Below are 26,791 nucleotides of genomic sequence, written 5' to 3' on the forward strand. Positions count from 1 at the left end.
AGTCCTTGCCTACGCCCGCGACCGTGATGCTGACTTTCTCGTCATGGATGCCTGGGAAGCAAAGCTGCGGCCCCAACTGAGCTTTTTGATGCTGCCCCAAGAGGCTCCCCCGCAGCTGCGCTATCTTTCGACCGTCGGCTCCGGACCTGATGACGTGGTCATCTATCAGTTCCAGGAGTCCTCGCCATGAAACGCGACCGGCTCATCGCTCTCGGGGTTTTCGGCCTGGGCTTGCTGTTCCGCTTGCCCTGGGTCCTTCAGTCGCGGACAGTCCGTTGGGACGAATCCGATTACCTCATCCTGGGCCGCAATCTCCTGAGAGGCGACGGTTATCAGGTCTTCGGCACCCCGGATCTGGTCTGGCCTCCCGGTCCCCCCGCCCTGGCCGCGTCCGCCATGGCCCTGGGCGTGCCGCTCGATTATGCCTTACCGGTCTGGCATCTGCTTGCCGGCGCGCTGGCCTGCGTGGTGCTCTTTTATCTGGCCCGGGATGTCACAGGAAACGAACTGGTGGCGTCGATCGCAGCCGTGCTGGCTGCCGTTTCACCGGCCCTGGTCGTATGGCCCCTCTACTGGGGAAGCCTCAGCGAATCTGCCTTCCTGCTCTGTTGGTTGAGCGGACTCTGGGCATCATGGCGGGTCATGAGAGACGGGGGCAAACTGGCAGCTTCTCTGGCAGGCATTGCCTTCGGCCTGGCCTACCTGATCCGCACCGAGGGCCTCTTCTGGTGGGCGCTATTCCTGCTGATCGTCATCGGTGCCGCCATCAAAAAGCGCCAAAGCTGGTCGGTGCCTCTGCTCTTTGCCGCCGGTTTTCTGCTCGTTGCGTTGCCCTATGTGGCCTATCTTTACGGCCATACAGGCCGTTTCATGCTGACCGGCAAGACCGGCATCAACCTGTTGATCAGCCCCTACATCAGCAAGCTCGGCGGGGTTGGACAGGACTACGCCGCCGCTCTGGATAGCACCGGCCAGGAAATCCTGTGGCTCTCCGCCGAGCCCTTCGATTTCAGCTACATAGACTTCCTGCTGAGCGACCCGGTCGAGGTCTTGCGGCAGATTCGACGAAACCTGGACCTTGCCAGCCAGGCCCTGAGCGGTCCCCTGCTCGGGTTGGTCTTCCTGGCATTGGCAGGCCTGGGCTTGTTTGCGCAGCCGTGGAGCAGGCGACGTCTGGCGGGCGAGGCGTTTTGGCTGGCCAGTCTGCTGCCGCTGGGTTTGTTTTTCATCTCCAAGGTCGAGACCCGCTACCTGGTGCCGGCCATCCCCGTCCTGCTGGTTTGGGTGGCTCAAGGCATCGTTACCCTGAGTCAATGGGCTGCAGAGACGTGGAGATTGCTCCTGCATAGAAAGCTTCCCCAGGGTCTGGTTGTTGCTTTATTGCTCACTGGTCTGATACTGATGGGCCTCCGGGAACAGATGACAGTCAATAGCGAACAGCAGGCAGGATTGACACCCTCCCACAAACAGGCGGGGCTGTGGCTTGCTGAACACAGCGAACCGGGCGCAGCAGTCATGTCCCGCAATCCCCAGATCACCCTATACGCCGACCGCCCCCTGGTCGCCTTTCCCAAAGCGAACTGGCAGGAGGTGCTCGCCTATGCGCGGGCCCGGAACGCCCGCTATCTCGTTACCGACGACTGGGAAATCACCCGGCTTCGTCCCCAACTCAGTCCCCTGCTGGATCCATCCCAGGCGCCGCCGGAACTCGAGTACCTCACGAGTTTTTCCGACGAACAAAGAACGACCTTGATCTACAGCCTCGAGGATTGAAAATCGCTCCGGTATTTGCCCGCTTCGCCCGGAACACGTATACTATGCCATCCGTAAGCGCCCAATCCCAATAATGAACGTTTTGTAATGCCATGCAGCGCTTTGTTCATCCAATTCTAAGCTTTTTCTGCTATACTGGCCCAGTGTGCAACCCACCTGGGCCAATCTGCAAGAAGCTCGGGAATGGTCCTGATCAAGTACCGAAGGAGAAAGAAACCTATGGAGAACAACAAAAAACCCCTGGCAAGACATGCGCCTCTGCTGATCGCCTTGCTGCTGGTTGTGGCACTGGCGGTACCGGTCAGCGCCGGATTCCAGGCCAGCAATAGCAGCCCGGACGCCGTCCAGGTTGCGCCGGCCCATCAGGAAAACGATGATCTGGAATGGGAAGTGGTGCACGACACACCGGGTATCTACTACTACAGCATCTTCTTCCCGACCGACCAGGTGGGCTACGCCCTGGGTGGTCCCAGCTGGTACATCAACGATCTGGGTTCCGGACCCTCCTTTATCTCGAAAACAGAGGATGGCGGCCTTACCTGGACGACCACCCAGATCCCCGGGCCCAATAAATTCATGCGCGGCCTGGCCTGCACCGACGAAGACCGCTGTTATATCGCCGGCGGTAGTGTCCCTCCCTACCGGCACATGCGCACAACCGACGGTGGCCAGAATTGGGGCACCCTCAACGACCTCTCCGGCTGGACCGGTCTGCTCTGGACGGCCGGCGCCACCGGCGTCGACAATACCGTGCTGTTCGGCACAACGGGCTACTACGACGGAGCTGGACGGCGAGCGAATTTCCTGCGCTCCACCGATGGTTTCACCTTTTTCGCGGTAGGCAACGAAGGGGAGTATCAACAATTCGATATCGATTGTCCGGTGCCGGGCACCTGCTATTCCGCCGCCAAGAACAACACCTACAAAACCGAAGACGATGGCGCCAACTGGGACCGCATCCCCGTCACGGCAAGCCAGTACTATGGCGTGGGTTGTTCCGATGCCAACACCTGCTGGCTGGCCGGAGCCTACAACAAGATCATCTACACCACCAACGGAGGCAGCTCCTGGCAGAATGCCTTCGTCGGCGCCGGCGGCGGCAACCGGCCCCGATTCTGGAATGTAGCCATGCTGGAAAGCAACAGTGGCTACTCCGTTGGTTGTACCAATGCCGAAGCGAGCATGGATGAGTGCCTCGGCCAGGGCATGATCTATCGCACCGACAATGGAGCAAGCTGGGAGAACATCCCCTCCCCCTCGCAGGCGGATCTGATGGACATCCACGCCTTCAGCATGGATGAGATCATCGTGCTGGACTGGGAGGGCAAGATCTGGCGGGGTGCCGTGCCACCCGAGCCGACACCTTCGCCCACCACCACGCCAACCAGCACGGCCACGTCGACGCCAACCAACACGCCCACCAACACACCCACGGCTACGCCAACCAACACGCCCACCCAAACTCCGACGGCCACGCCCAGCACCGGCGCCCTCACTGGCCTGGCCTTTTTCGACCAGAACGGCAACCTGCTTTATGACTTCGGCGAACCTGGTCTGGAAGGTGCGGAGGTTGCCATGAAACAGGGCGGCACCACCTACTACGCCGCCACGTCGGGCGCCGATGGATCCTTCCTGATCACCGGGATATCCCCCAACCAGTATACCCTGGTGGAAGAGGTCGCCCCTGTTGGCTACCAGTGGCAGGGTGGCCCGTTCACCTTCGAGATAGAGGCCAACACCAACTGGCAGGTCTACCTGCCCCATATCATCGAACCCACGGCGACGCCAACGGCCACCAACACACCGACAGCTACCGCCACGCCGACAACCGTGCCCTGCCACTGCGGCTATCTGCCGTTGATTGTCAACGATATGGATCCGTGATGATCCGGTGGTATCGTCCGTAGTAGAGACGTTGCATTAGGTATGGAAAGCGTTGTGCACAACGTGCATGACATGGAGGGATGCAACGTCTCTTACGATGGGCGGGGAAATGCAACGTCGTTACGACCGGCGCGCCCAGGGACACAGCCGCCTCTCCAGGCCATCGACGATGAAATAAAGAAGCACCCCAAGGACACTCATGGCCACCACGCCGGCGTACATCTCCGGATAGGCCAGTCGCCCCCAGCTTTCCACGATGATATAGTAGCCAAGCCCCGACGTGGTCGCGAAGGATTCAGCAAAAAAGAGCACGGCAATGGCCGTGCCGATGCTGACACGCACGGCTGTCAATGTTGCCGGCAACGTAGCGGGCAGGTAAACAAAACGAAACAAGGCCAGGCGCCCCGCCCCCAGCGAACGCACCGAGTAGAGCTGTTCCTCCCGCAGCGCCTGGGCATCATCCCGTACGACCACCAGGATCTGAAAAAAGAGGATCAACGAGATGATGAACACCTTGCTCACGTTGCCGATGCCCAGAATGAGCAGAATGATCGGAAGAAAAACGATTTTGGGAATCGGATAAAGGATAGTGATGAAGGGTGAGACCAACCGGTCCAGGGAAGGACTCTGGGCCAACGCAATGGCAACGGGAACCGCGAACAGCACAGCAATGATGATACTCACTACTACCCGGGATCCGCTGACCAGGAAATGCCGCCCCAGCCCCTGGGGAATCTCCTCCACCAGCGCGCCAAAAACTGCGATCGGCGTCGGCAGGACCTCCACATCGAGCACCATCGCGACCACCTGCCAGACCAAAAGCAATACGCCGGAGGCCAGAAGGATGTCGCGGCGCCTCATGAAAGCGCACCCACAGAAGCGTTGACATCATCCAGAGTGTCCCGAAGTTGGCCGCACATTCTCTGGAATTCTGGCTGTCGCCGGTAGTCCAGATGGCCGGCAGTCAAGTTCTCGATGGGGGAAAGTTGCCGTTGGGGTGGCTGGCCCAGGACCAAAATCTGCCTGCCCAGATAGGCTGCTTCTTCGATGTTGTGGGTGACAACCACCGTCGTCAACCCCGTTTCAGCCTGCAACGTCAGGGTGAGGTCCTCAAGGTCTTCCCGAGTCATGGCATCCAGGGACGAGAATGGCTCGTCCATCAGGAGCAGCGTAGGTTCCAGCAGCAGGGTGCGGGCAATCGCTGCCCGCTGGCGCTGTCCCCCACTGATCTGGCCCGGGTACTGGCTCTGCACGGCGGCAATGCCCAACCGGTCCAGCCAATAGTCGACCCGTTCAGGCAGGATGTCGGACGGCGGGTATGGCCGGGGAAGGTCCCCTTCCGGATGTTTTCCCCGGTAAAAGTGGCCCAACTGCTGCCCCAGGGCCACGTTATCCCTGACAGTGTACCAGGGCAAAAGCCCATATTCCTGCAGGATCAAACCTGTGCTGGCCCGCGGCCTCGGCACCGGGTACCCATCGACCAGAAGACTGCCGGCGCTGGGCTGGCGCAATCCGGCCAGCAGGTAGAGCAGTGTGCTCTTGCCACAGCCACTCGGACCAAGAACCGCCCAGGAGTCGCCCGATTGGACCTGCCAGGAAAAACCCTCAAAGACCGGTGGCCGCCCCTGGTAACCGAATACCAGGCTCTCGACCTGGATCGAGGGCCGGTTCTCAGCTTGCCGTGCCCGCTGTGAGCCGGCCACTTCATGAACAACAGACATATTATTTGATGTCATTTTGTCACGATACTGCTGTTTAATTATCGTAAAGTCACGCAAGCAGCGATTCTGAATTATGGCGCTGATCAGCCAAAGACTGCAGGAGGTTTGGCCGCTCGCTTATGAAAATGAAGGTCCCGCTCTTGGTGGGCGTTACGACCCCTCCCCCCGGGCCGTGCGCAGCCCCCAGAGCGACAACGAATTGCCCCCGGTTCGGGGTGGGGAGTCGGGATGACGCTAGATTGCAGGTCTCTCCCCCTCCCGGATTGGGAGGGGGTCGGGGGGTGGGTCACAACGGCAGATAGCCCGGATCCACCAGTCGCTCGTAGGGCACTGCCTGCTCGATCAGGCCTTTCCCGACCATCCAATCGACCACGTCCTGCATTTCCGATTCGCTGGTGATACTGCCTTCGGGAAAGGGTGGCATCCCAAACGATCCCTGAATCATCTCAGGAACCCGCCCGACCTCAATTAACAGATCCTTGTAGGCATCGGGGTTGGCGTTGATCTCAGCAGCAGCCCGGTCCCAGGCTCGAACGAAGCTGGCCACCGTGCCCGGTTTGTCTGCCAGCGCTTCCGTGGTGAAGGCCAGCACACTTTGAGCAAGCTCCGGGTGGGAACTGTCGTCGACAACGATGGTAGCACCGGCAGCGATGGCGCCGGACGCCAGGGGATCGGGCAACATGGCAGCAGGCAGTTCACCCTTCATCAACAGTTCAAAACGCACCGGAATAGCACTGACTTCCGTGATCTCGATATCTTCGCTGGACAGCCCCTCGGCCTGCAACAGACGATCGGTCAGGTACTCGATAACAGTGTTCTGGCTGATGCCGATCGGCACCCCTTTCAGGTCCGCGCTGGCCTTGATTTCGCCGCCAGGTCCGGCGACAATGCTGAACATGGGCGAATCGGGATAGGCCCGCCGCGCCGTATAGACCACCTTGACCTTTTCCTCTTCCTGGTTGAACAGCACAGGTCCCAGCAAATCGGTCAATTGCCCATCGACCTGCCCAGTCTGCATCAGGGTTGCGTTTTCCTGACCACTCTTGACCGGCACGCCCTCGACCGAGATTCCTTCGTCTGCAAAGTAGCCGTTGGTCTGTGCCACGTGGAATGGCAGGACATCCATGATAGGCAACAGGGCGATCTTGAGGGTTGTATCCTCAGGGATTCCAGCGCCTGGTTGCAGTTCGCCCGGCGGCACACAGGCGCTTAGGGTCAGGCCAAGAACCACGGCCAGCGATAACACAGTTAACCATCGGAAGCGAGAACCGAATAGCATTCGCCTCGAACGATCATATCCAGCATCTCCAGAAGCAAGTCTCATCACTTAATCTCCTTCAACAGAAAAAAGCCTTGAGTGTCCGAACCACATCCGGGCCCCTACATCCAGCGTTGACTCGACGAGCGATCGTCGATCTCCTTGGGCTTGATGTGAGAAACATGGCGAACCAATTGTGCGTACAAATCATCAGCGCCAGTCAGGGCACTGTCAAACAGAAATTCCCAGTCACGCTTGCCATCAGCGGTTTCGAACTCGATTCGCACCTTGTACGACCGTCCGAGCCAAACCGAGCGGCGCCAACGCCGCACCAGCCGCGTGATGTCCCGGTAGCGAACGGTATCGCTTCCTGTTAACGAACCCACCAGGAGTTGCCCCGCTCCAACGTCGAAGCGACGAAAATAGTACCCGAATCTCAGAAACGCGAAAACCGGGGGCGCCAGCAGAAATAGCAATACCACAAAAACCGGGCCAAGTTCGCTCGCCGACGGCAGATTTCCCGCAAGAAAAAAAAGCACCGTGATCAACGGCACGCTGACTGCCAGCCCCAGTGCAAGTGCGAAAACCCGCCTGAGAAGGCTATATTGGAAGGTAGTCGGAAGGCTGCCAGCCTCCGATCGATCCAGCCTGAGTTGATCATCCATCAACAGAGTCATCCGGAAAAAAGGTCTTGAGGTCCTACTTCCCGGGCTCGAAGACGGCCACAGCCAGGCCATCCTCGTAAGGCATGATCGTTCCTGTCCAGCGATCACTGAGTGCGATCGCCGTGAGCAGTGTATTCATCCCTTTAACCCCGGGGCTTGCATTTTCGCCGCCATTGGCGGTAGCAAGGCGACCGCCGGCAAAGGCATTGTCGATGACCAGAAGCCCTCCTGGCCTCAGGTAGGCCTCGATCCACGGAAGATAGCTCGGGTAGCTCTCCCTGTCCGCATCGAGGAATATCATGTCGAAGGGTGCTGACGCCTCGATTTCAGGCAACAACCCAATCGCCGGGCCAACTCGCACCTCGACCTGGTCAGCCAGGCCTGCCTGATCGAGAAAACCCTGGGCAATATCGGCATGCTCTCGCGAGACTTCCAGGCAAAGCAAGGTACCATCCGGCGGCAAGGCACGGCCGATCCAGACGGCGCTGTAGCCAAAAAAGGTACCGATTTCAAGCACATGTTCTGCGCCAATTGCCGCCATCAAAACCTGCAACATGCGCCCCTGTTCAGGACCTATGTTCATCAACGGTTTCTGATGTTCCCTGATTCCCTCCTGAATGGTCTGCAGGAGTTCGTCTTCCGGATGAAACTGATCCCGCACGTAGCGCTGGAGCGGGGTCAGTTTCTGCAGATGACTCATGCTAGCTCCTTTCAGGGGGCGGTGTAGCGTCACCCTTTACCTTTTCCGCTTCGCCCGGTTCCTCAGCGAAGGCCGGTTTTTCAAGCTCATCGATCACATCTTCGGGGACCTCTGCTTCCGCTGCTGGCTCCCCATCCCCTTCCGAGGCCTCTCTGGCAGCCAACGAAAGAACTAGCGGTTCTTCGTCATCTCTGATGGCCTCTGCCACCAAAGTCGCAACTGCAGCGGTCGTTACGGCAGAAACCTCGGCAACGTCGGTGGGCTCCGTGTCCGCGTCAACCTGTTCTGACACAGCAAGACCAGCATCTTCCGCGACCTCGGCGGCTTGTTCCGAAGTGACCTCGGGTTCCTCCGGAGAAGCAACTGGAGCCACGGGGCTTGCGTCGAGTTCCTCCGGCTCGTCGCTTTCTACGGCGAGGGGCGCCGGCACCCCTCGCAGGTTGCGCACCCCCCGTACGGCCGCCGCTACACCCAGAGCCAGCAAAAGCAGCCCCGCCAGAATCACAAGCAGCACAGTACCACCGGGCACCGCAGAGGGCAGCCGCTCAGGATGCAGCAGCAGCGAAAGATCGATATACAGGAAAATCAGCATGGCCAGTATCAGGGCGATTCCGGCGATGATCGCAATCACATCGACCACTTTCCTGACTGTTGGCGAGCTGGATATTGCTTTTGGATAAACCAGGTACCCGACCAGCCCGGCAGAGAGTCCTAACACCGCAAGCACCGCTCCCAGCGCCGCCAGGCCCATGCTGAGAAGGCTATTGAACGGTGCGACGAGCGCATCCATCAATCCTACGGTTCCTGATGATAGATCGGCACTTGTCAGCTGATTCACAACGCTGGATGCCGAACCAAAAATGAGTAGGCCGCCCACGAATACGATTAGCGCAACCACCATGAGACAGCCGCCAAAAAAGCGCTGCATTTCTTCCTCCTGCGGACGAAAAGTCCAGCTGCGATGACGTCACCAGTGACAAGGCCAGGCATCACGTGTGCCTTTTTGTGGCCCTCACCAGGGACGTGTCCTTTCGGACATGCGATTAAGATAGACTTGCTGGCGCAACTCATCCGAAGCTTCGCGCAGCACATCCCGAACGTTGAAATATGCCGCCTCGGAGAAAGCCATTTCGCCACTCTCGAGCATGGTCTGCATGGTCTGAACGACGAAAAACAATCTTCCTTCGATGGCCTCCACAGACGTACCGTAGATAGGCGGTGGCACGACAAGCAGTGCGATAACCAATGTGAATATCGTACTGTTAGCCAGCAGCGCAAAGCGACCAAAAATGCTGGCACCCAGCAAAATGACCAGAACCCAGGCAATGATCACCACACTCAATACCATGCGTCGGGTGATCGGCCGGGCCGGGCGAATGCCCTCAAGAGGTTGATGCAGACGATCGTAGCGTCTAACCCGTTTAAGAAAGGCGTTAAACTCCAGACACAGTGCGCGGTCGACCAGGTTCTGATCGAAATTCGCCAGGCGGAGTGCGTAATCCCGGCACTCGTGGGCGAGTTTGTAGTACTCGTTCCGGGTAAGCGTCTTTTCAGCTACCACCTCGATCTCCATTCGACGGGAAACCTGTTGCAGGACCGATCATAACACCGGACCTCGAAGGCAGCAACAGGAACGCTTCCCGTCCCGGCGAATTGTACCTTGAAGTGCACTGATCGTCAAAGCCGCTTAGGATTCCGGCATCCTTGACACCGATCCAGACCCCGTGTAGGATTGAAAATGCCCAGGATGATCCGATCATGAACCAATCGCAACTGGAAAAAGCCAGGAAACAGCTTCGAACCGAGCGGCTCGGATGGCCGCTTCAGTTCTTTTCAAGCGTGACTTCAACCCAGGAGATTGTTCGCGAGCAAGCACTGACAGGTGCTCCCGAGGGTCTGGTCGTTGTTGCCAACCAACAGACCGCAGGAAAGGGTCGAGCCGGGCGCGAATGGTGGTCTCCCCCGTCCGGCGGCCTCTATCTTTCCATCCTGCTGCGGCCCAATGTGGCGCCCGGGCATCTCAGCTGGCTCACCATATGCCTGGCTCTTGGCGCTGCCGAAGCAATCGAGGATATCTGTCAATTGCGCCCCGATATCAAGTGGCCAAACGACCTGGAGTTGCACGGCAAAAAGCTTGCAGGAATCCTGTGCGAGGGCGCGTTTCAGGGGACAGACCTTGAATTCGTGGTCGCCGGGCTTGGTCTCAATATCAACCAGGAGTTCTCGAACAGACCTGAGCTTGCTGCCACCGCGACCAGTCTGCTGGCTGAACGTGTCGCAAAGGTTGACGAGGCGGACCTGTTGGCGGCGATCCTCAAGCGAATCGAGGCCCAATATACCGACGTTAACAATGGTATCTCCCCGGTTCCCCGCTGGGCGAGCCGGCTGATCACATTGGGGCAGGTGGTCGAAATCAGGCGATCAGGCGGCGACCTGCGCACCGGCCGGGCTCTGGGCGTTTTACCCGATGGCGCCCTTCGCCTTCAGTTGGACAGTGGTGAGGAGGAAATCATTCGGGCTGAGGATGTGACAGTGCTGAACAGTTAACCCCGGCCAACCGGGAACGTCAAACAACACGGGTGGAAACGTTGCGCAGGGGAGGGGTCTCCCCTCCCTCTGCCTTGGGGAAACCCTGCCCCTACGCTTTTCTTTGGCCAAAAGCCTCCCCCTCGGTTATAATTCCCAACAAGCATTTGCGAAATCAAGATCGACAAAAAGTTTTCAGTGAGCCGAGTCGAACCTGTCGATAACGCGCCCAGTCCTTCTTTGCCGAGGTTTCTTTTTGAACAATCCAAACTTGAGAAGCGTTTCAGGCAATCTCAGTCGCCGCGAGATTGTAAGCTTGCTGATCCTGGCTATTCTCTCTGTTGCCGTAACCGCGCTGCTCCTGTCGACAACGCCGGCCCAGGCGATTGATACAGTCTTCCAGTCCCCGGTTTCCCCCGTAGAATCACCGACCGCGTCGCCGGCAAGCGAGGTTCCCACCCAGGTACCGGAGGAACAATCAACACCGACTGTAACGTCTCAATCAAGTGAGCAATCATCCGCCCCTGCCCGGAAAACCCCGCCCATTCCTGTCGCCCTGTTGGCTGGAATCATGGGTATCATTGTGCTGGTAGCGGCAGGAATTGCGATCAGCCGCCGTTAGGCTCGCGATCGAGCCTGCCTACGAGACCTGGCCGTGACTCTCAACCAACAGCGAAACAAACAACGGCATCGACGACGCCTTATCTCTGTGGCCCTGGTTGCCCTGCTGGCACTCCTTGCCCTGTCGTCACTCCTGCCCGATAACCAACGGCTCGTGCTGGCCCATATCCTCTCAGCCGTGCAACCGCCCGGGAAGTCCTACTTCCAGTCAACCCTGCCGACGCCGACCTCTACTCCGACCGTCACGTCGACACCCACAGCGACCCCTTCAAATGCCGCAACTGCCACGCCTTCGCCAACGGAGTCCGCCACCCCGACTGGTTTACCACCGGCTACTGCCACGCCTTCGCCGACGGAGTCCGCCACCCCAACCGGGTTACCACCGGCAACAGCCACGCCTTCGCCAACGGAGTCCGCCACCCCGACCGGTTTACCACCGGCAACAGCGACGTCAGTGCCGACAGTCACGCCGACACCGACGCATACGGTCCTGCCGACCCTGCCGACTCAACCGACCTCTCCGCCGATCATCATTCCACCGTCACCAACGCCTCCCCCCATCCAGATTCCCCCGACGCCGACACCGTTGCCCGCAGGATTGCCGCCGGTCGCAACCCTGATTCAGGAAACTGCCACAGCCACCCCAACAGCAACACCGACCCCCTTTGTCGCCATCATTGTACCTGATCCCGAAGAGAGCGTGCCGGCCGAAGAGCCTCGCCTGGATATGGCCCTGTTTATCGACAATCTGGTCATTGCCTTTAGCTATGTGTGGTTGATCTGTGGTTGCCTGAGCCTGCTCCTGGCGTTCGCAATCTTCATTTGGTGGTTCTTGCGGCGAGGCAACGAAAGCCCGCCGGCGACAAACCCATCGGAACCGCCGGCGCCCAGCCCGGCGCAGCCAGCACCAGATCGGACGGAGGCACCCCCTCCGGGTAACGAAGAACGAGTGGCCGCTCGCCATCAACGATCGGACCGGGATGTCCTTGACCAGTAATAATCATGCCAGGCAGTTGATGTCCACAGCCAGGGGTGATCGCCTTCTTCTGACCGGCTTTTGTCTCGTCTCCTACGCCTGGCGCATCACAGGCCTGGACTCCCAAAGTCTGTGGCGTGATGAGGTTGATGTCATCCGCTTCGCCAGCCGCTCCCTGCCTGAGGTACTCGAAACCTTCGCAAAACCCGGGCAAAACGGCCCACTCTACTTTCTGGCCTTCAAACCATGGCTCACACTCGCCGGTCAGAGCGAGTTCGCCCTTCGCTACCTCTCATTGCTCGGCAGTGTCGTCGCGATCCCCCTGACCTATTTTCTGGTTCGCTATCTGGTTGCGTTAACCAGCAACGGACGTTACCGGTTCCCGTTCGGCCCGACGCTCGCCAATGTTCCTCTGATAGCTGCCCTTCTGATGGCAATCAATCCCTACCTCAGCTGGTACGCCCAGGACGCCAAAATGTATGCGCTGTTGGTCCCTCTCATGTTGGCCACAAGCAGCGCTTTCTTGAAGGCCCTGGTCAATGGCGAAAGGTGGCGCTGGCTGATCTACCTTTTTCTGCTAATTGCCACTGTGCTGATTCATGTGCTGGCCTTCCTGATCGTGCCACTTCATGCGATCTGGCTATTTTTGTTGGGTCGCCCCTACTCGAAACGCTGGATCCCATTTATCCTGGTTCTGCTGGTTCCCGCCGTACCTTTTTATCTCATGACAGGATGGTGGCAGTTGCGCCTTTTCCTGATGCCCGACTTCCAGACCGGTCATGTTTATTCTCCCTTTCAGGAAATGGTGCTGACCCAGCTGTCAGGATGGTCACGGGGCGTCGGTCTGCTACAAAGTCAGTGGATCCTGTTACCCTTCGTTTTTTTGTGCTTGGCGGGTGCCCTGCTGGCAACGACTATTCAAAGGCCGGCGCCAGAGAAAACCGATGGGCAAGCAACCCAGACGAAGGCGGGATTCCGGTACACGGCAATCCTGTTGACCTGGCTCGCCCTTCCTGCCATCGCCCTGTTTCTTATCTCGCTGCGAAAGCCACTCTACGCCGACCGTTACCTCATTTGGTCGCTGCCGGCTTTCATCATCCTGGTAGCCCAGGGAATCTCGGTGGTGGCTCAACTGTGGCGCCCCCTGGGTTGGACGGCCCTGGTTTTTTCCCTGGCCGTCGGCCTGGCAGCTGGCCGGCAACAGATCGACACACCAATAAAGTCCGATTTCCGGGCCGCAGCAGGGCTGGTCCAGTCGCTGCGCATGCCAGAGGACAGGGTAATGTTTCTTATCCCCTACGCACGACACACCTACGAGTATTACGCCGGTCCCTCGCCGGGCTGGGTAGATGGTCTCTACACCAACAACGGCAACCCGCCGGAACAGGTGGACCAGGAAATGCAGGACGCCCTTGGCGATGCCACGATTGTCTGGCTGGTTGCGTCGGAAGTCGAAATGTGGGATGAGAGAGGTCTGGTGCAAGCCTGGTTGGAAACGCACGGGGAAAATGACTTGACCGAGCAGTTCACCCGGGTTACGGTAAACCGTTATCATCTGCCGATATCCAGTGATTAACCTGTCTATGCAGGCGGTGGCGAGAGCGCAACGATCGGGGAGAATCGCTGGTCATCGCGTTGCATCTGGGCGCGCAAGCGCCGACTTGTGGGTTGGGGGGAGGATCTCCACAAGTCGGCACTTGTTCCCGGTCATTTTAGACGATTCCCAGGGAATTGTCAACTGCCGAATCTGTGGCAAGCAATTCCAAATATGACGCAACACAGCGCAGGAGTCCAGCCTGGTACAGCTTGGCGCAGATAATTGGGCAGATGCGTATGTCACGCTGATAGTGTGACATCTCTGCTAACCCACGATTGTCCGGCTGGTAGCCGGACCAACACATCTTCATGGTCATTTAGGCTCGACTGTACCAGGTGTCGCCTCGGGTCGCATTTGAGAATGCGACCTCCGCGTATTCGAAGTTTATACCTTCATTTACCAGCTCATGTTACGCAGTCAGCACCCTGCCTCCTGCCTGCAGGTTTCTTCGCCCTGGAGTTACTCGTGATATGCGATCAGCATAACTCCAGTGACTGATCTGCAGGAAGACAATTCAGATGGGTAAGCTGTCGGCGGTCCTCGGTCCTCGGTCGGCGGTCAGCAGTCAGCGGTCGGCGGCAAAGAGTCCCCTGAGGGTATCCTCCAGCGCCTCCTGCCAGTTTTCGCTCACGGTCAGCCACACGGCGCGACGACCAACGCGGGCCTTGGTGGAAAGCCGCTGCTGGAGTCGCTGCCGATCGACCTGTTCCAGGACATCCGACTTCAATACAAGCTGGTTATCGGCCCGTCCAATCGCCGTAACACCAGCGCTCAGAGCCAATATCTTTATGCGTACCTGATACAACAGGTTTTTCACTTCCTGCGGCATGGGCCCGAACCGGTCCAATAGTTCGTCGCTCAGTGTATCGATTTCCGCCGTTGCGGTTACGCCGGCGATGCGCCGGTACAGGCGCAACCGCAACGATTGGTTCTCGACGTAGCTGTCTGGAATGATGGCAAGCAACGGCAGATCCAGGGTGACCGCAGGCGCCAGCAGATCATCAAAGGAAACCACTCTCCTGGAAAAGCGATCCTTATACGATCGCTCGTGCGCCTTCTCCTCTTGTACAGGGTTTTCCGGCACCGTCACCTCCAGCTTCGTTTCTGTCTTCTTTTTTATCTCCTCGACCGATTTTGCCAACAACCTGCAATAGAGATCAAAGCCGACGGCAGCGATGTGGCCATGCTGTTTTTTGCCAAGCAACTCACCGGCGCCGCGGATTTCCAGGTCGCGCATGGCGATCCGGAAACCTGCGCCCAGCTCACTGGCCTCCTGAAGCGCCGTCAGTCGATCCCTCGCAACGGGAGTCAACGTTTGGTTTTTGTCGTACAGCATATAGGCGTAGGCCCGAACCGCAGCCCTGCCCACCCTGCCTCGAAGCTGGTAAAGCTGGGCGAGACCGAAACGATCAGCCCGATTGATGATAATCGTATTGGCGTTGGGAATGTCCAATCCACTCTCGATGATGGTCGTGCACACCAGCACGTTGAACTCGCCCCCGGAAAAGTCCAGCATGACCCTCTCAAGCTCTCGCTCTGGCATCTGGCCGTGAGCAATCGCAAAGCTCGCCTCGGGTATGATCCGCTCCAGCCTGCGGGCTATCTGGGAAATCCCGCGCACCCGATTGTGTACGAAAAAGACCTGTCCGCCCCGATCAACTTCCCGTAAGACAGCCTGGCGAATCAAGGTCTCGTCGTACTCAGCGATCATGGTCTGGATCGGCAACCGTTCCTCGGGGGGAGTCTCTATGGTGCTCATATCCCTTACCCCGGTCATACTCATGTGCAGGGTACGGGGAATGGGTGTCGCGGTCAACGTCAACACATCTACCTGATGGCGCATCTTTTTTATGCGCTCCTTGTGAGAGACCCCGAAACGCTGTTCCTCGTCGACGACCAGCAAGCCCAGATCCTTGAAGGCCACATCCCGGGATAACAACCTGTGCGTGCCGATCACAATGTCCACCGTTCCGTTGACAAGGCCCCGGATCACTTTGCGCTGCTGAGCGCTGGTACGAAAACGACTCAGCATCTCGACGGCTACCGGGAAGGGAGCCAAACGTTTGCTGAACGTCTCGAAATGCTGCTGGGCAAGAACGGTCGTCGGCACAAGGATAGCCACCTGTTTGCCATCCATAACGGCCTTGAAGGCTGCTCGCAGGGCCACTTCCGTCTTGCCGTAGCCCACATCGCCGCAGATAAGGCGATCCATGGGCGTCGACGACTCCATATCGTGTTTGACCGCCTCGATGGCAACCAGCTGGTCATTGGTTTCCTCGTAGGCAAAGGCCGCCTCAAGATCGACTTGCCAGGCGCCGTCTGGAGAAAAGCGGTGCCCCCGGGCCAATTCCCGGGCAGAATAAAGCTCCAGGAGGTCATCGGCGATATCGTCGACCGCTTTCCTGGTACGTTTTTTGACCCGTTCCCAGTCAGCCGTGCCGAGCCGATGGAGTATCGGCGACACGTGTTCCCCGGCGCCGACATATCTACTGAGCCGATCCGCCTGGTGAACAGGCACGTAAAGCCGGTCACTCTGGGCGTAATCGATCTGCAAGTATTCCCGTTCGCTGCCATCATCCAACGCCAGTCGCACCAGGCCGGTGAAACGGCCAATGCCGTGTTCCATGTGGACCACATAATCGCCAGGGCTGACATCGGCGAAAAAGGCTTCCGGCGCCATAGCTCTGGGCCTCTTTGCACGACGACGACGGGGCTTGCCCCAGCCGAAAAGTTCGGCATCGGAAAAAAGATGGAGGCCGTCGGGACTGTTCGGGCCTCCCTCCAGGCCCCGCAGAACCCAGCCCTCAGACAGCACCCCCTTGACCAATCGAATCGCGCCATTCTCGGGTGGATCAAGAACATCCTGCTCAACGCTGAGTATCTGACCCACTTCTTCCAGGACAACATCGGCAAGACGTTGTGCCTGGCGGGTCACCACAACACTGGCATCGTGATGGTCTTGTTTTTTCTCAAGATCGGAAGCGATGTGCCGCACCTTGCCGCCAAACCGGGGGCCCGGCGCAAAATGGCGAGCCAATCGGGAAGCGGCGGGAGCAGGCCGTCCTTCAAGATCACCGTGGCCGATCAGCAGCGGCCTGCGAGCCTCCAGTTGAGTCTTCAAGGCCTGCCAATCAAAGTGGGGCGCAAGAGGATTGCCCGGCAGCTCTCCGCCGGTAGTCAGGTCTCGCAGAGTCTGGGCCGCCTGGGCTTCCAATTCGGTCACCAGGGTCATGAACTCAGCACCGTCGTCCACGAAAACGAAGGCATCTTGTGGCAGGAAATCAAATATGCTGCCGGGTTGGGAGTAGAGATAGGGAATATACCATTCCTGTCCCCTGAATCCTGTGCCCTGCTTCAACTGCTCTCTCTGCTGGTCCAGCTCATAGCGGGCAGGAGGGTGCAGCGGGCGCACATCCAGTGCGGAAAGCCGCGGCTCGGCGGACGCGCCCAATCTGGGCAACGCCTCGCTGGCCGGTCCAATCAACACTTCCTTGACATGACGCGCTTCCGGGATAGTGCGCTGGGTCGTTGGATCGAACAGACGCAGACTGTCGATTTCATCGCCGAAAAGCTCGATACGCACCGGCCAGAGCATGTTGGGTGGCCAGATATCCACGATTCCACCGCGGCGGCTGATCTGGCCCACCTCCTCGACCACGCTATCGGTCTGGTAGCCATATCCGAGCCAGCGATTCAACGTCCTGGCCAGATCGATCCCCTGTCCCACACGAAGAGGCTTGAGTGACAGACGAAGCTCTCTCGGCGGCAGTGTTTTCTGCATCAGCGCCCTGGCCGATGCTATGACCACCAGCCCCCCGGAGTCATCCCCGGACCCATGCCCAACCCCTGCACCATTGCTACGGGCCAGGGACGCAAGCGCGCCCAGCCTTCGTTGACGAGTCTCCCTGGACCAGGGGATCCGTTCAAAAGGCAGGGAATCGGGATCGGCAAACAGATGTGTTGTCGCGGCAGCTGTTGACGGGGGCAACCACATCTGCAATTCCTCATGCATGCGACGCGCCTGTTCACTGCGCGCCACAAGAACCAGCACGGTCCGTCCCAGGTCCCGCGCCAGCGCAGCAATCAGATAGGGCCGGGCGGCACTGTACACCGATAGGGGCGTAGTGTCCGACTGGCCGGCGTTTAACGCCTCGATGAGCTGCTTGTAGGGAGCAGCAGCATGGACAATGGGCAGAAGGCCTGAGAGATTCAAAGGGGAACACCTCGGGAATTGAACTCATTCATGGCCGAGTTAATGCCCTGGCTCAACCAATGATCGATGGCCTCCACGCCCAGTTCTCTCACCCGGCTCATGGTCTCTTCCTCCTCAGGCGAAAAGTCCTGTAATACATAATCTGCCGGATCCATGCGACCTGGTGGCCGACCGATGCCGACCCGCAGCCTCGGAAATTCGTTGGTTCCCAGTTCTCGTAGAAGGGACCGCATGCCATTGTGGCCTCCCGCACCCCCGGACGCCCGCAGCCGCAGCACCCCGTGGGGCAGGTCCAGATCGTCGAAAACGACCAGAATATCGGCAGGTGCCACCTTATAGAAACGAGCAAGCGAAGCCACGCTTCGACCCGACTCGTTCATGAATGTCTGGGGTTTGGCGATCAGGACTCTGTGAAGCTCGCTCGACGGGACCTCGTCAACAGCAGCGCCATCGGAGGGGTCAGTGGACGGCGCATCGGAGGGCACGGCCAACCTTATCCTGCCGAGAGCAGCCCGGGCTTTCCCCTTGCGCGTGTCAAAGATCAGTCCGTGCTCATGGACATACAACTCGGCGATCTGAAAGCCAATATTGTGGCGGTTATTCTTGTAGGCCTTGCCTGGATTACCCAGGCCAACAATCATCTTCATTGTCAAACTATCTGGCTCAATCTCGGGGGAACGGCCCCGGATGAGCCAACGAAACCATGTCGCCATATCAATCCTCGATGGGATCACCATGCCCCGGTCCAACACAAATCGGGGCCAACCACCGGGATTGGCCCCTTCGCACGCCGCTTTTGCAGCGGTTTTTTTCTAAGGCGCAATCAAATACCAGATCCAGGTCAATAGCCGGCGCACACCAAAAAAGGCGCCAACGGCCAGGAAAATCGCTCCAGCATAGGCAAGACCCTTGGTAAACGCACCCCGTAACGAATCAAAATCGAGAGCCGACGAAAAGAAGCCCGAATCGTCATTGATGCTATCAACTGCCACTGCCTGGCTTTCTTCTGTCGGGATCGGTGAAGGGCGCGGCGTGGGCGTCGGGATATCCGGTTGCTCGACAGTTACCGGTGTCGAGGTGGCGTCGACGGTCGCGGTGGCTGTAGGTTCGGCTCGCGCCGGCACCGTGGGCAATTCAAAAGGTGTCGGCGTCGGCGTCGGTGCGCTGTTTGCCACTACAATGTTGCGCTGATAAGCTTCCCCGTAGTTGCCATCCTGACGCACAACTCGCAACCGCAGGCTATAAGTGCTATCGGGCAACGATTCGGTATTCCAGGTACCGAGTAACCCACCCGCTACCGGATTGAAATGGGCCTCCCCGATGAACACCCAGTTTTCGCCCGGCTCGACCGTGTAGTAGAGTTCGTACCTCTGAAACTGGGGATGGGTCGCCGTGCCCATAATGGAAACATTGCCCCGAACATTGGAGAGCGGTTCTGGAGACGTAATCTGCGCCAGGTTACCCTGCAAGAGAGGATGCCAGGAATCGCCAGCTGTTGCAGACCCTGTCCAGGCGAATAGAATGCCAAGAACCACGAACAGGGCAATTTGCCACCCCATAAGGTGCCGAAGATTTTCTGCCCGGAAACCCAGGCTTGAGCGTGCCATCTACGCCCTCCGTGTCAGAACCTGGCCGACTAGCATCTCCCGCCGCGAACCAGTGGACCCGGCAGTCTCCAAGCCACCCATCCACGCGGGACAAAAACCAAGTTTAGCACACCTGCATTGACGTGACAAGAACACCCCGCTTCAGCCCACACACCTCACGGCACGAAGCGCCTGATGACGATGCTGGCGTTCTGTCCCCCGAATCCAAAGCCATTGCACATGCCAACATCGACCTGACAAACCTCAGCTTTGTTGGGCACATAGTTCAGATCACATTCGGGATCGACCTCAAAATAGTTGATCGTCGGCGGAATAAGCCCGTCGCGGATGGCATTCACCACCACGGCCGATCCAACGGCGCCTGAGGCACCCATCGTGTGCCCAATCATGGACTTGATCGAACTGATCCTTGTATCGTAAGCAGCATCGCCCAGGGCCAATTTGATCGCCTTGGTTTCCATTGGATCATTGAGACGGGTAGCCGTGCCATGGGCTGAGATATAATCCACATCGGCGCCAGTAACGCCGGCCTGTTTCATGGCCATCTTCATGGCACGAGCTGGACCATCGCCCGTCGGATCAGGTGCGGCCAGGTTGAAGGCATCAGATGTCAAGGCATAGCCGGTTATTTCGCCCAGAATATTGGCGCCACGGGCCTCGGCGTGCTCCAGAGTTTCCAGTATCATCACGGTTGCGCCTTCACCCATGATCAAACCATCCCGGGTGGCACAAAAGGGACGGCACGCCGTCTTCGGGTCATCGTTGCGCGTTGACATGGCGCCCAGACGACTAAATGACGCCATGATCATGGGAGACTGGAATGAATCACTGCCTCCTGCAACCATGACATCGACCTCGCCCCGACCGATTCGGTGGGCAGCCTCACCTAACGATGTAATGCCGGTGGCACAGGCTGTCACCTGCGAGTTCGCCGGACCCTTCACACCCAGCCGAATGGCCACATAACAGGGAGTCGTACTGATCAAAACCGATGGCGCGACGCTCGGTTTGATCCGCCGAGGTCCACCCTCATTCAACAGCTTGGCCTGTTCTTCGAGAAGATTCAGAGCGCCGAAGGCGCTGCCAATCTCGATGCCAACACGCTCTGGATCCTCGGAATCCATATCCAGCCCGGAATCGCTAACTGCTTCCTGAGCCGCCGCCCAGGCGAATTGTGTCACCTTTCCCAGCCGGCGTGCCTCACGCCGGTGCATGTAATCGGTTCCGTTAAAATTCTGCACCGAGCAAGCAATCTGCGTTGGGAAACCCGTGGGATCAAAATGTGAAATACGTGTTCCGGCCGAAACGCCCTCCGTGAGACCCTGCCAGGATCCCTCCCAGGTGTTGGCCAGTGGAGTCACAGCCCCGATACCAGTTATGACAATCCTTGGCCTGAAGCCATTTCCTTGCATCATAATTCCTCCGATTCGCCTGTCATTGGCACACATGCCAGAAGTGTACCACAAACCAACCTGTTGACAAATGTCCAGGCTCTGCGCAAAACTGCTGCCCGTTTAAGTAACACCCGATTTCCCCTTCGGATACGACGGCCTGGAAATTTCCCTTGATAACAGGAGTTACGCAGTTCTACCGACCGCTGACCGCCTTCGACTGTTCGCTCACAACTATCTGCTGTCCGTAGTCCGCCGTCCGCCGATGGAAGACCGCTGACCACCGACCGAGGACCGCCTTCGACTGTTCGCTCACAACTATCTGCTGTCCGCGATCCGCCGTCCGCCGTCTTCTGAACATATTGTTACCTGATGATTCCCCCGCCCAGACAAACTTCGCCCTGGAAAAAGACCGCGCCCTGTCCGGGCGTAATGTCGCGCAGTTTTTCCTCAAACTCCACCGCTGCGCCGTTGCCCGGCAGAGGAGAGACCAGCGCCGGTGCCAACCTGGCCCGGTAGCGAATCTTGACCGCGGCCCTGAACGGTCCGTTCGGCGGTGTTCCCTTGATCCAGTTTACCTGATCAGCAATCAGCTCTGATCGTCCCAATTCTTCAACCCGGCCAACAACCACCCTGTTTTTTGACGGCTCAAGGCGCAACACAAAAAGAGGCTCGCCAGCGGCGATTCCCAGTCCCTTCCGCTGTCCAATGGTGAAAAAGGCAAGCCCGCGATGCATGCCCAGCTGTTTGCCACCGCTGTCGACAATCGGCCCGGGCTCGATGCTGCCGGGCGGAGACCAATCCCGCAGAAAACGGCGATAATCGCCGTCAGCCAGAAAGCAGAGATCCTGGCTATCGTGCCGGCTGGCTACCGGCAAACCACGCTCAGCCGCCAACTGGCGGACCTGGGTCTTGGTATAGTCCCCTGCCGGAAACAAGACCCGTTCAAGATGATGTTGGGTCAGCACATGCAACACGTAGCTCTGATCCTTGTCCCGGTCCACCCCCATCAGCAGCTCGTACCGGCCCTGACCATCAGCTTCCGCCTCCGGTGAACCACGCCGGCGAACCCTGGCATAGTGGCCGGTGGCCAGGTAATCTGCCCCCAACCCCATGGCATAGTTGAACAGGTAGTCGAAGCGAATATGGCGGTTGCATTGAATGCAGGGATTGGGAGTCTCCCCTGCCAGATACCGATCGATGGTGTAATCCACCACCATTTGCTTGAAGAGCTGCTCCACGTTGATCAGGTAAAAGTCAATGCCCAACTGATCGGCAACCCGGCGTGCATCGTCCACAGCTTCCAATGTACAGCACTTGTTGCTGCTTTCAACCCCCGTCGACACCTCCGACCAGAGCCGCATCATGACGCCTGTGACGTCGAAACCGCGCTCCTGCAACAGTGCAGCCGCGACCGAGCTGTCGACCCCGCCACTCATGGCGACGACCACCCTGCCTCTGGTCTTTGCGATCCCTCCCATTGACATAGTGCGATTCCCTTTTCTAGCGTACGGGCGATCCGTTCCTGAATTCATTCGTACGGGCGACCCATTCTTAGCAACCTTGCTCTCAACCAACCCATCTTCATATTTCCACGCCACTGACGCCATCCACCCATCATTCTGAGAATAGATCGCCCCTACAACCTCTGGCACAGATCAGGCCGTAAACGGCGAGACCTCCCGCAGTCGTTCAACCAGCGCAGGCAGATGCTCGACAACACGGTCGATGTGGGCATCCGTGGTGCTGCGGCCCAAAGTCAACCTCAGGTGCCCGGCGGCATCGGTTCGATCCACGCCCATGGCGGTCAGGACATGGCTGGGCTCCTGGGCGCCACTGGTGCAGGCCGAGCCACTGCTGGCGCAGATTCCCGCCATATCCAGCCCGATCAGCATGCCTTCCGCTTCCACACCGGGCACGATGAAACTGGCGTGATTGGCCAATCGCTCAGTGGGATGGCCGGTCAGATAGGAACCAGAAATCCCTGCGAGCAATCGGTCGACCAGACGATCCCGCAAGCTTGCCAGCCTCGAACTCTCGCTCTCTCGTTCCGCCTGCGCCAGAACCAGGGCTACCGCCATCCCGACGATGTAGGGCACATTTTCAGTGCCCGCCCGGCGCCGTCCCTCCTGGCTGCCACCAGTAACCTGCGGAAGCAGAGGGGTTCCCGGGCGCACGTATAGCAAACCGACGCCCTTGGGGCCGTAGAATTTGTGAGCACCCAGCGACATCAGGTCCATGCCCAGGTCGTCGACATTCAGTGACAGATCTTTGGCAGCCTGCACTGCGTCGCTGTGGAAGGGCACTTTGTGTTCGCGGCAGAGGGCAGCCAGCTCCGACAGTGGCTGAAAGGTGCCCACCTCGTTGTTGGCCGCCATGATACTCACGATCAGGGTATCGGAGCGCAACGCCCCTTGCAGCTCATCCGGTTCGACCTGGCCAAAGGCGTTGACCGGCAATTCGCTCAACTCGAAGCCGAATTCATCGCGCAACTGCCGGGCTGTGTAGAGAATGCCCTTGTGTTCCACCGCGCTGACGACGATGTGATTGCCCTCGCCCCGACGGCGGCGAGCCAATGCCACACCGCGCAGGGCCAGGTTGTCTGATTCACTGCCGCAACTTGTGATGACGATATCGTTGGGCCGACAGCCGAGCACATCCGCCATCGTCTGGCGTGCCTCTCGTATCGCCTTTCCGGCCGCTCGTCCCTGCCGGTGTATGCTGCTCGGATTGCCGTAGACCTGTCTGAAATAGGGTGCCATGGCGTCCAACACCTCTGGACGAACCGGTGTGGTTGCGCCATAATCCATGTAAATCGCTTCGCTCATATCTCTGACTCCGGGGCACTGTTTGACCTTTTGAAACGCCAGGGGTTCCTGGCAATACCAGGGTCTTGAGGCGATTCTAGCATCAGGGCCCTCCTCGTGTCAATCAGCTTGCTCACAGTTCAGCTTCGATAATCCGTCGGGGTTAGCGCCGACTTTTTGCGCTAACCTCCACGAGTTGGCAGAGAACCCTTGCACAGCAGAAGTGGACCGGCTATCCCGACTCTGGTATACTACCGAACATTGCGCTTCAAGCGCAAACTTTATTTGCGGGTCATCCCGTCGCGCTACGAGATGCCCTGCAACCATGGAGGTATCGCTCGAATGTTTAAAAAATCTCGCTTTGCAGGCCGATCAAGCCGATTGTTTCTTGGGCTTGTCTTGGCCCTTACCTTGATCGCAACGGTAACGATTGCGGCCCCTCTCCAGAATTCGATGGCCATGCCAGCCAGCGCAGAACCGCCCGATTTCACCTGGGAGGTGGTTCACGACACCCCCGGCGTCTTCTACTTCTCCATCGCCTTCCCCACCGACCTGGTTGGCTATGCCCTGGGCAGCCCTGATTGGAACACGGGCGGCGGTGGTTCCGGACCCTCCTATATCTCGAAGACGCTTGATGGAGGACTCACCTGGACGACGACCCTGATCCCTGGGCCCACCCGTTATATGCGCGGTCTGGCCTGCATGGACGAGAATACCTGCTGGATTTCAGGTGGCAGCATTCCGCCATATAAGATCATGCGCACCACCGACGGCGGCGCCACCTGGGGTACCGTCGACGACCAGTCAGGTTGGTCTGGTTGGGTCTGGTCGGCGGGCTGGACAGGCCAGGGATCCACCGTTATGATCGGCACGGCCGGGTACGATCCGGGCGATCCCACCCGGCAGGCCAATTTCCTGCGCGCGACCGACGGTTACACCTTCCATAGCGTCGCTGCATCCGATTACAACGAGTTCGTGCAATGGGACTTTTCCTGCCCGCTGCCCGGAAACTGCTACACCGCCGCCAAAAACCGCAGCTATCACACCAGCGACGACGGGGCCACCTGGCATCCCACCGTGGTGCCGTCCGGCCAGTACTACGGTGTGGCCTGCACCGATGTCAACACCTGCTGGTTGGCCGGCGAATACAACAAGATCGCCTACACCACCAACGGCGGCAGCAACTGGCAGTCGGCTTTTGTCGGCTCTGGTGGCGGTGCCCGGCCCCGATTCTACAATATTGCCATGCCGCAAGCGACCGGCGGCTTCGCGGTCGGCTGCACCAATGCTGATGCCGGCACCGAAACCTGCACCGGCGAGGGAATGATCTACTACACTGAAACGGGCAGCACCTGGAACATGTTGCCATCTCCCAGTACCGCCGACATTATGGACATCCACGCCTTCAGCATGGACGAAGTGATCGTCATCGATTGGGATGGCAAGATCTGGCGCGGCCTGAACAACATAGTGCCGCCCAACCCCTACGATGTCAACGACGACGGTGTGGTGAATGTCATCGACATCATGCTGGTGGCAGCCCATTGGAACGAGTAGGAACACGACAATTGGCAACTGACAATTAGCTGGGGTATCATTGGTGACAGTTGCAACGAACGGAATCTGCAAACGAATACACCCTTATTTAAGGAGGAACATAAAAACACCATGACCATTATTGCCAATGTCGTTGCCCGGGAGGTTCTTGACTCTCGAGGCAATCCGACCGTCGAGGTAGACGTCGAACTGTTGACCGGTGATGTCGGCCGGGCGATCGTGCCCTCAGGAGCATCCACCGGTGTGCACGAGGCCCACGAACTTCGCGATGGCGACAAGGAGCGCTATGGCGGCAAAGGTGTTCTGAAGGCTGTCGAAAATGTCAACGACCGGATCGCCGAAGAGCTGGTCGGCTGGGATGCCAGGGATCAGGTCGGCATCGATAAGATGCTCATCGAGCTGGACGGCACCCCCAACAAGAGCAACCTGGGAGCCAACGCCATCCTGGCAGTCTCCCTGGCAACCGCCAAAGCAGCGGCCTTTGCCCTGGAACTGCCTCTCTATCGCTACCTCGGCGGCGTGTCCGCCAGAACGCTGCCCGTGCCAATGATGAACATTCTCAACGGCGGGAAACATGCCCAGGATAGCACCGACCTGCAGGAATTCATGGTGATGCCAGTTGGCGCCCCCAGCTTCCGTGAGGCGCTGCGCTGGGGTGCAGAGACCTATCACAGCCTGAAGAAAGTCCTGAAAGACAAGGGCCTCGGCACCAACGTGGGCGACGAGGGTGGTTTCGCCCCCAGCCTGCCCTCCAACGCCGCCGCCATCGAGGTAATCCTCAAGGCCATCGAAACGGCTGGATATCGGCCCGGCGAGGACATCTGGATCGCCCTGGACCCCGCCGCCAGCGAGATCTACGACGCAGAGCGACAGGTTTACATGCTGACCAAAGAGGGTGTGGAACTGGACGGCAAGGGCATGGCCGAGTTCCTGGCCGAGTGGGCCAACAAGTACCCCATCATCTCCATCGAAGATGGCCTGGCCGAGGACGACTGGGACAACTGGGCCTGGCTGACCGCAGCCGTGGGCGATAAGGTCCAGATCGTCGGCGACGACCTGCTGGTGACCAACGTAACACGCATTGAACGGGCTATCGAGCAGAACACCTGTAACTCGTTGCTATGCAAGGTGAATCAGATCGGAAGCCTGACCGAGTCGATCGCCGCGGTGGACATGAGCCATCGGGCCGGCTGGAGCGTGGTGGTTTCCCACCGTTCCGGCGAAAGCGAAGACGCTACCATCGCAGATCTGGTAGTGGCCCTCAACACCGGTCAGATCAAGACCGGCGCCCCTGCTCGATCAGATCGGGTCGCCAAGTACAACCAGCTGCTGCGAATCGAAGAGCAACTGGGCGATGATGCCATCTATCCCGGCATGGCTGCCTTCAAAGTTAAGCGCTGAGCAGACTCAGCCACAGGCAAAAAAACGCAAGAGCCGCGGCGCCCCCGTGGGGGGCGCCCCCGGGGTGTGTTGCCTCCCGTGGGGTCAGCCGGGG

Annotated in this window: 22 protein-coding genes; 9 read left to right on the forward strand and 13 right to left on the reverse strand. The window is 58.9% G+C overall.

Features of this window, described 5'->3' with window-relative positions; translation table 11 throughout:
* The 3 genes from U9R25_06245 to U9R25_06255 all read left to right on the forward strand — a co-directional run.
* Positions 1–190 (forward strand): hypothetical protein (locus U9R25_06245; GenBank protein MEA3335493.1); only part of this gene is annotated, 190 nt, incomplete at its 5' end.
* On the forward strand, positions 187–1,773 hold the full coding sequence (locus U9R25_06250; GenBank protein ID MEA3335494.1) for a glycosyltransferase family 39 protein: 1,587 nt from the start codon (positions 187–189) through the stop codon (positions 1,771–1,773). The genes U9R25_06245 and U9R25_06250, both read left to right, overlap by 4 nt.
* A gap of 219 nt (positions 1,774–1,992) precedes the next feature.
* The gene (locus U9R25_06255; GenBank protein ID MEA3335495.1) at positions 1,993–3,657 is read left to right on the forward strand and encodes a SpaA isopeptide-forming pilin-related protein; all 1,665 of its coding nucleotides are present in this window, start codon (positions 1,993–1,995) and stop codon (positions 3,655–3,657) included.
* Between the two features lie 120 nt (positions 3,658–3,777).
* Here the strand turns inward: U9R25_06255 and U9R25_06260 are convergent, their stop codons facing one another.
* The 7 genes from U9R25_06260 to U9R25_06290 form a co-directional block, all read right to left on the reverse strand.
* Positions 3,778–4,518: an ABC transporter permease gene (locus tag U9R25_06260; GenBank protein MEA3335496.1), complete on the reverse strand. Its 741-nt coding sequence runs from the start codon at positions 4,516–4,518 to the stop codon at positions 3,778–3,780.
* On the reverse strand, positions 4,515–5,393 hold the full coding sequence (locus U9R25_06265; protein MEA3335497.1) for an ATP-binding cassette domain-containing protein: 879 nt from the start codon (positions 5,391–5,393) through the stop codon (positions 4,515–4,517). Before U9R25_06265 ends, U9R25_06260 begins: the two co-directional genes overlap by 4 nt.
* Before the next feature lie 271 nt (positions 5,394–5,664).
* Entirely contained in the window at positions 5,665–6,702 is a 1,038-nt protein-coding gene (locus U9R25_06270; GenBank protein MEA3335498.1) for an ABC transporter substrate-binding protein, read from the reverse strand.
* Positions 6,703–6,758: 56 nt separating this feature from the next.
* Complete coding sequence (locus U9R25_06275) at positions 6,759–7,301, reverse strand: hypothetical protein (protein ID MEA3335499.1); 543 nt, start codon at positions 7,299–7,301, stop codon at positions 6,759–6,761.
* Positions 7,302–7,335: 34 nt separating this feature from the next.
* A complete protein-coding gene (locus U9R25_06280) occupies positions 7,336–8,001 on the reverse strand; it encodes an O-methyltransferase (protein ID MEA3335500.1) in 666 nt (221 codons plus the stop codon).
* A 1-nt stretch (position 8,002) separates the two neighbouring features.
* A complete protein-coding gene (locus U9R25_06285; protein MEA3335501.1) occupies positions 8,003–8,929 on the reverse strand; it encodes a hypothetical protein in 927 nt (308 codons plus the stop codon).
* An 84-nt stretch (positions 8,930–9,013) separates the two neighbouring features.
* Complete coding sequence (locus tag U9R25_06290; GenBank protein ID MEA3335502.1) at positions 9,014–9,562, reverse strand: hypothetical protein; 549 nt, start codon at positions 9,560–9,562, stop codon at positions 9,014–9,016.
* A gap of 197 nt (positions 9,563–9,759) precedes the next feature.
* Here U9R25_06290 and U9R25_06295 point away from each other — a divergent pair, with 197 nt between their 5' ends.
* The 4 genes from U9R25_06295 to U9R25_06310 all read left to right on the forward strand — a co-directional run bounded on the left by U9R25_06295 (position 9,760) and on the right by U9R25_06310 (position 13,700).
* The gene (locus U9R25_06295) at positions 9,760–10,548 is read left to right on the forward strand and encodes a biotin--[acetyl-CoA-carboxylase] ligase (protein MEA3335503.1); all 789 of its coding nucleotides are present in this window, start codon (positions 9,760–9,762) and stop codon (positions 10,546–10,548) included.
* Positions 10,549–10,783: 235 nt separating this feature from the next.
* Positions 10,784–11,149 (forward strand): hypothetical protein, encoded by a 366-nt coding sequence (locus U9R25_06300; GenBank protein MEA3335504.1) that lies wholly within the window; start codon positions 10,784–10,786, stop codon positions 11,147–11,149.
* A 33-nt stretch (positions 11,150–11,182) separates the two neighbouring features.
* A complete protein-coding gene (locus U9R25_06305) occupies positions 11,183–12,145 on the forward strand; it encodes a hypothetical protein (protein MEA3335505.1) in 963 nt (320 codons plus the stop codon).
* Positions 12,135–13,700 carry a hypothetical protein gene (locus tag U9R25_06310; GenBank protein ID MEA3335506.1) on the forward strand — a complete coding sequence of 522 codons (1,566 nt, stop codon included), beginning with the start codon at positions 12,135–12,137 and terminating at the stop codon, positions 13,698–13,700. Before U9R25_06305 ends, U9R25_06310 begins: the two co-directional genes overlap by 11 nt.
* A 586-nt stretch (positions 13,701–14,286) precedes the next feature.
* Here the strand turns inward: U9R25_06310 and mfd are convergent.
* The 6 genes from mfd to U9R25_06340 form a co-directional block, all read right to left on the reverse strand.
* Positions 14,287–17,934: a transcription-repair coupling factor gene (mfd, locus tag U9R25_06315; GenBank protein ID MEA3335507.1), complete on the reverse strand. Its 3,648-nt coding sequence runs from the start codon at positions 17,932–17,934 to the stop codon at positions 14,287–14,289.
* A complete protein-coding gene (gene pth, locus U9R25_06320) occupies positions 17,931–18,647 on the reverse strand; it encodes an aminoacyl-tRNA hydrolase (GenBank protein ID MEA3335508.1) in 717 nt (238 codons plus the stop codon). Before pth ends, mfd begins: the two co-directional genes overlap by 4 nt.
* A gap of 99 nt (positions 18,648–18,746) precedes the next feature.
* Complete coding sequence (locus tag U9R25_06325) at positions 18,747–19,541, reverse strand: hypothetical protein (GenBank protein MEA3335509.1); 795 nt, start codon at positions 19,539–19,541, stop codon at positions 18,747–18,749.
* 155 nt (positions 19,542–19,696) lie between these two features.
* Complete coding sequence (fabF, locus tag U9R25_06330) at positions 19,697–20,956, reverse strand: beta-ketoacyl-ACP synthase II (GenBank protein ID MEA3335510.1); 1,260 nt, start codon at positions 20,954–20,956, stop codon at positions 19,697–19,699.
* 341 nt (positions 20,957–21,297) lie between these two features.
* Positions 21,298–22,413: a tRNA 2-thiouridine(34) synthase MnmA gene (gene mnmA / locus U9R25_06335; protein ID MEA3335511.1), complete on the reverse strand. Its 1,116-nt coding sequence runs from the start codon at positions 22,411–22,413 to the stop codon at positions 21,298–21,300.
* A 177-nt stretch (positions 22,414–22,590) separates the two neighbouring features.
* Positions 22,591–23,760 carry a cysteine desulfurase family protein gene (locus tag U9R25_06340; protein MEA3335512.1) on the reverse strand — a complete coding sequence of 390 codons (1,170 nt, stop codon included), beginning with the start codon at positions 23,758–23,760 and terminating at the stop codon, positions 22,591–22,593.
* Positions 23,761–24,081: 321 nt separating this feature from the next.
* On the opposite strand from U9R25_06340, the gene U9R25_06345 reads away from it, so the two are divergent.
* Complete coding sequence (locus U9R25_06345) at positions 24,082–25,296, forward strand: hypothetical protein (protein MEA3335513.1); 1,215 nt, start codon at positions 24,082–24,084, stop codon at positions 25,294–25,296.
* Positions 25,297–25,407: 111 nt separating this feature from the next.
* Positions 25,408–26,697, forward strand: a complete 1,290-nt coding sequence (gene eno, locus U9R25_06350) for a phosphopyruvate hydratase (protein ID MEA3335514.1) — start codon at positions 25,408–25,410, stop codon at positions 26,695–26,697.
* The last annotated feature ends 94 nt before the right edge of the window (positions 26,698–26,791 follow it).

The sequence above is a fragment of the Chloroflexota bacterium genome (assembly GCA_034717495.1).
In the GTDB taxonomy this organism is placed as follows: Bacteria; Chloroflexota; Anaerolineae; order JAAEKA01; family JAAEKA01; genus JAYELL01.

Coding starts and splice junctions, on each gene's coding strand:
- U9R25_06250 (MEA3335494.1), top strand. CDS start 187: ATGAAACGCGACCGGCTCATCGCTCTCGGGGTTTTCGGCCTGGGCTTG.
- U9R25_06255 (MEA3335495.1), top strand. CDS start 1,993: ATGGAGAACAACAAAAAACCCCTGGCAAGACATGCGCCTCTGCTGATC.
- U9R25_06260 (MEA3335496.1), bottom strand. CDS start 4,518: ATGAGGCGCCGCGACATCCTTCTGGCCTCCGGCGTATTGCTTTTGGTC.
- U9R25_06265 (MEA3335497.1), bottom strand. CDS start 5,393: ATGACATCAAATAATATGTCTGTTGTTCATGAAGTGGCCGGCTCACAG.
- U9R25_06270 (MEA3335498.1), bottom strand. CDS start 6,702: ATGAGACTTGCTTCTGGAGATGCTGGATATGATCGTTCGAGGCGAATG.
- U9R25_06275 (MEA3335499.1), bottom strand. CDS start 7,301: ATGGATGATCAACTCAGGCTGGATCGATCGGAGGCTGGCAGCCTTCCG.
- U9R25_06280 (MEA3335500.1), bottom strand. CDS start 8,001: ATGAGTCATCTGCAGAAACTGACCCCGCTCCAGCGCTACGTGCGGGAT.
- U9R25_06285 (MEA3335501.1), bottom strand. CDS start 8,929: ATGCAGCGCTTTTTTGGCGGCTGTCTCATGGTGGTTGCGCTAATCGTA.
- U9R25_06295 (MEA3335503.1), top strand. CDS start 9,760: ATGAACCAATCGCAACTGGAAAAAGCCAGGAAACAGCTTCGAACCGAG.
- pth (MEA3335508.1), bottom strand. CDS start 18,647: ATGGCGACATGGTTTCGTTGGCTCATCCGGGGCCGTTCCCCCGAGATT.
- U9R25_06325 (MEA3335509.1), bottom strand. CDS start 19,541: ATGGCACGCTCAAGCCTGGGTTTCCGGGCAGAAAATCTTCGGCACCTT.
- fabF (MEA3335510.1), bottom strand. CDS start 20,956: ATGATGCAAGGAAATGGCTTCAGGCCAAGGATTGTCATAACTGGTATC.
- mnmA (MEA3335511.1), bottom strand. CDS start 22,413: ATGGGAGGGATCGCAAAGACCAGAGGCAGGGTGGTCGTCGCCATGAGT.
- U9R25_06340 (MEA3335512.1), bottom strand. CDS start 23,760: ATGAGCGAAGCGATTTACATGGATTATGGCGCAACCACACCGGTTCGT.
- U9R25_06345 (MEA3335513.1), top strand. CDS start 24,082: ATGTTTAAAAAATCTCGCTTTGCAGGCCGATCAAGCCGATTGTTTCTT.
- eno (MEA3335514.1), top strand. CDS start 25,408: ATGACCATTATTGCCAATGTCGTTGCCCGGGAGGTTCTTGACTCTCGA.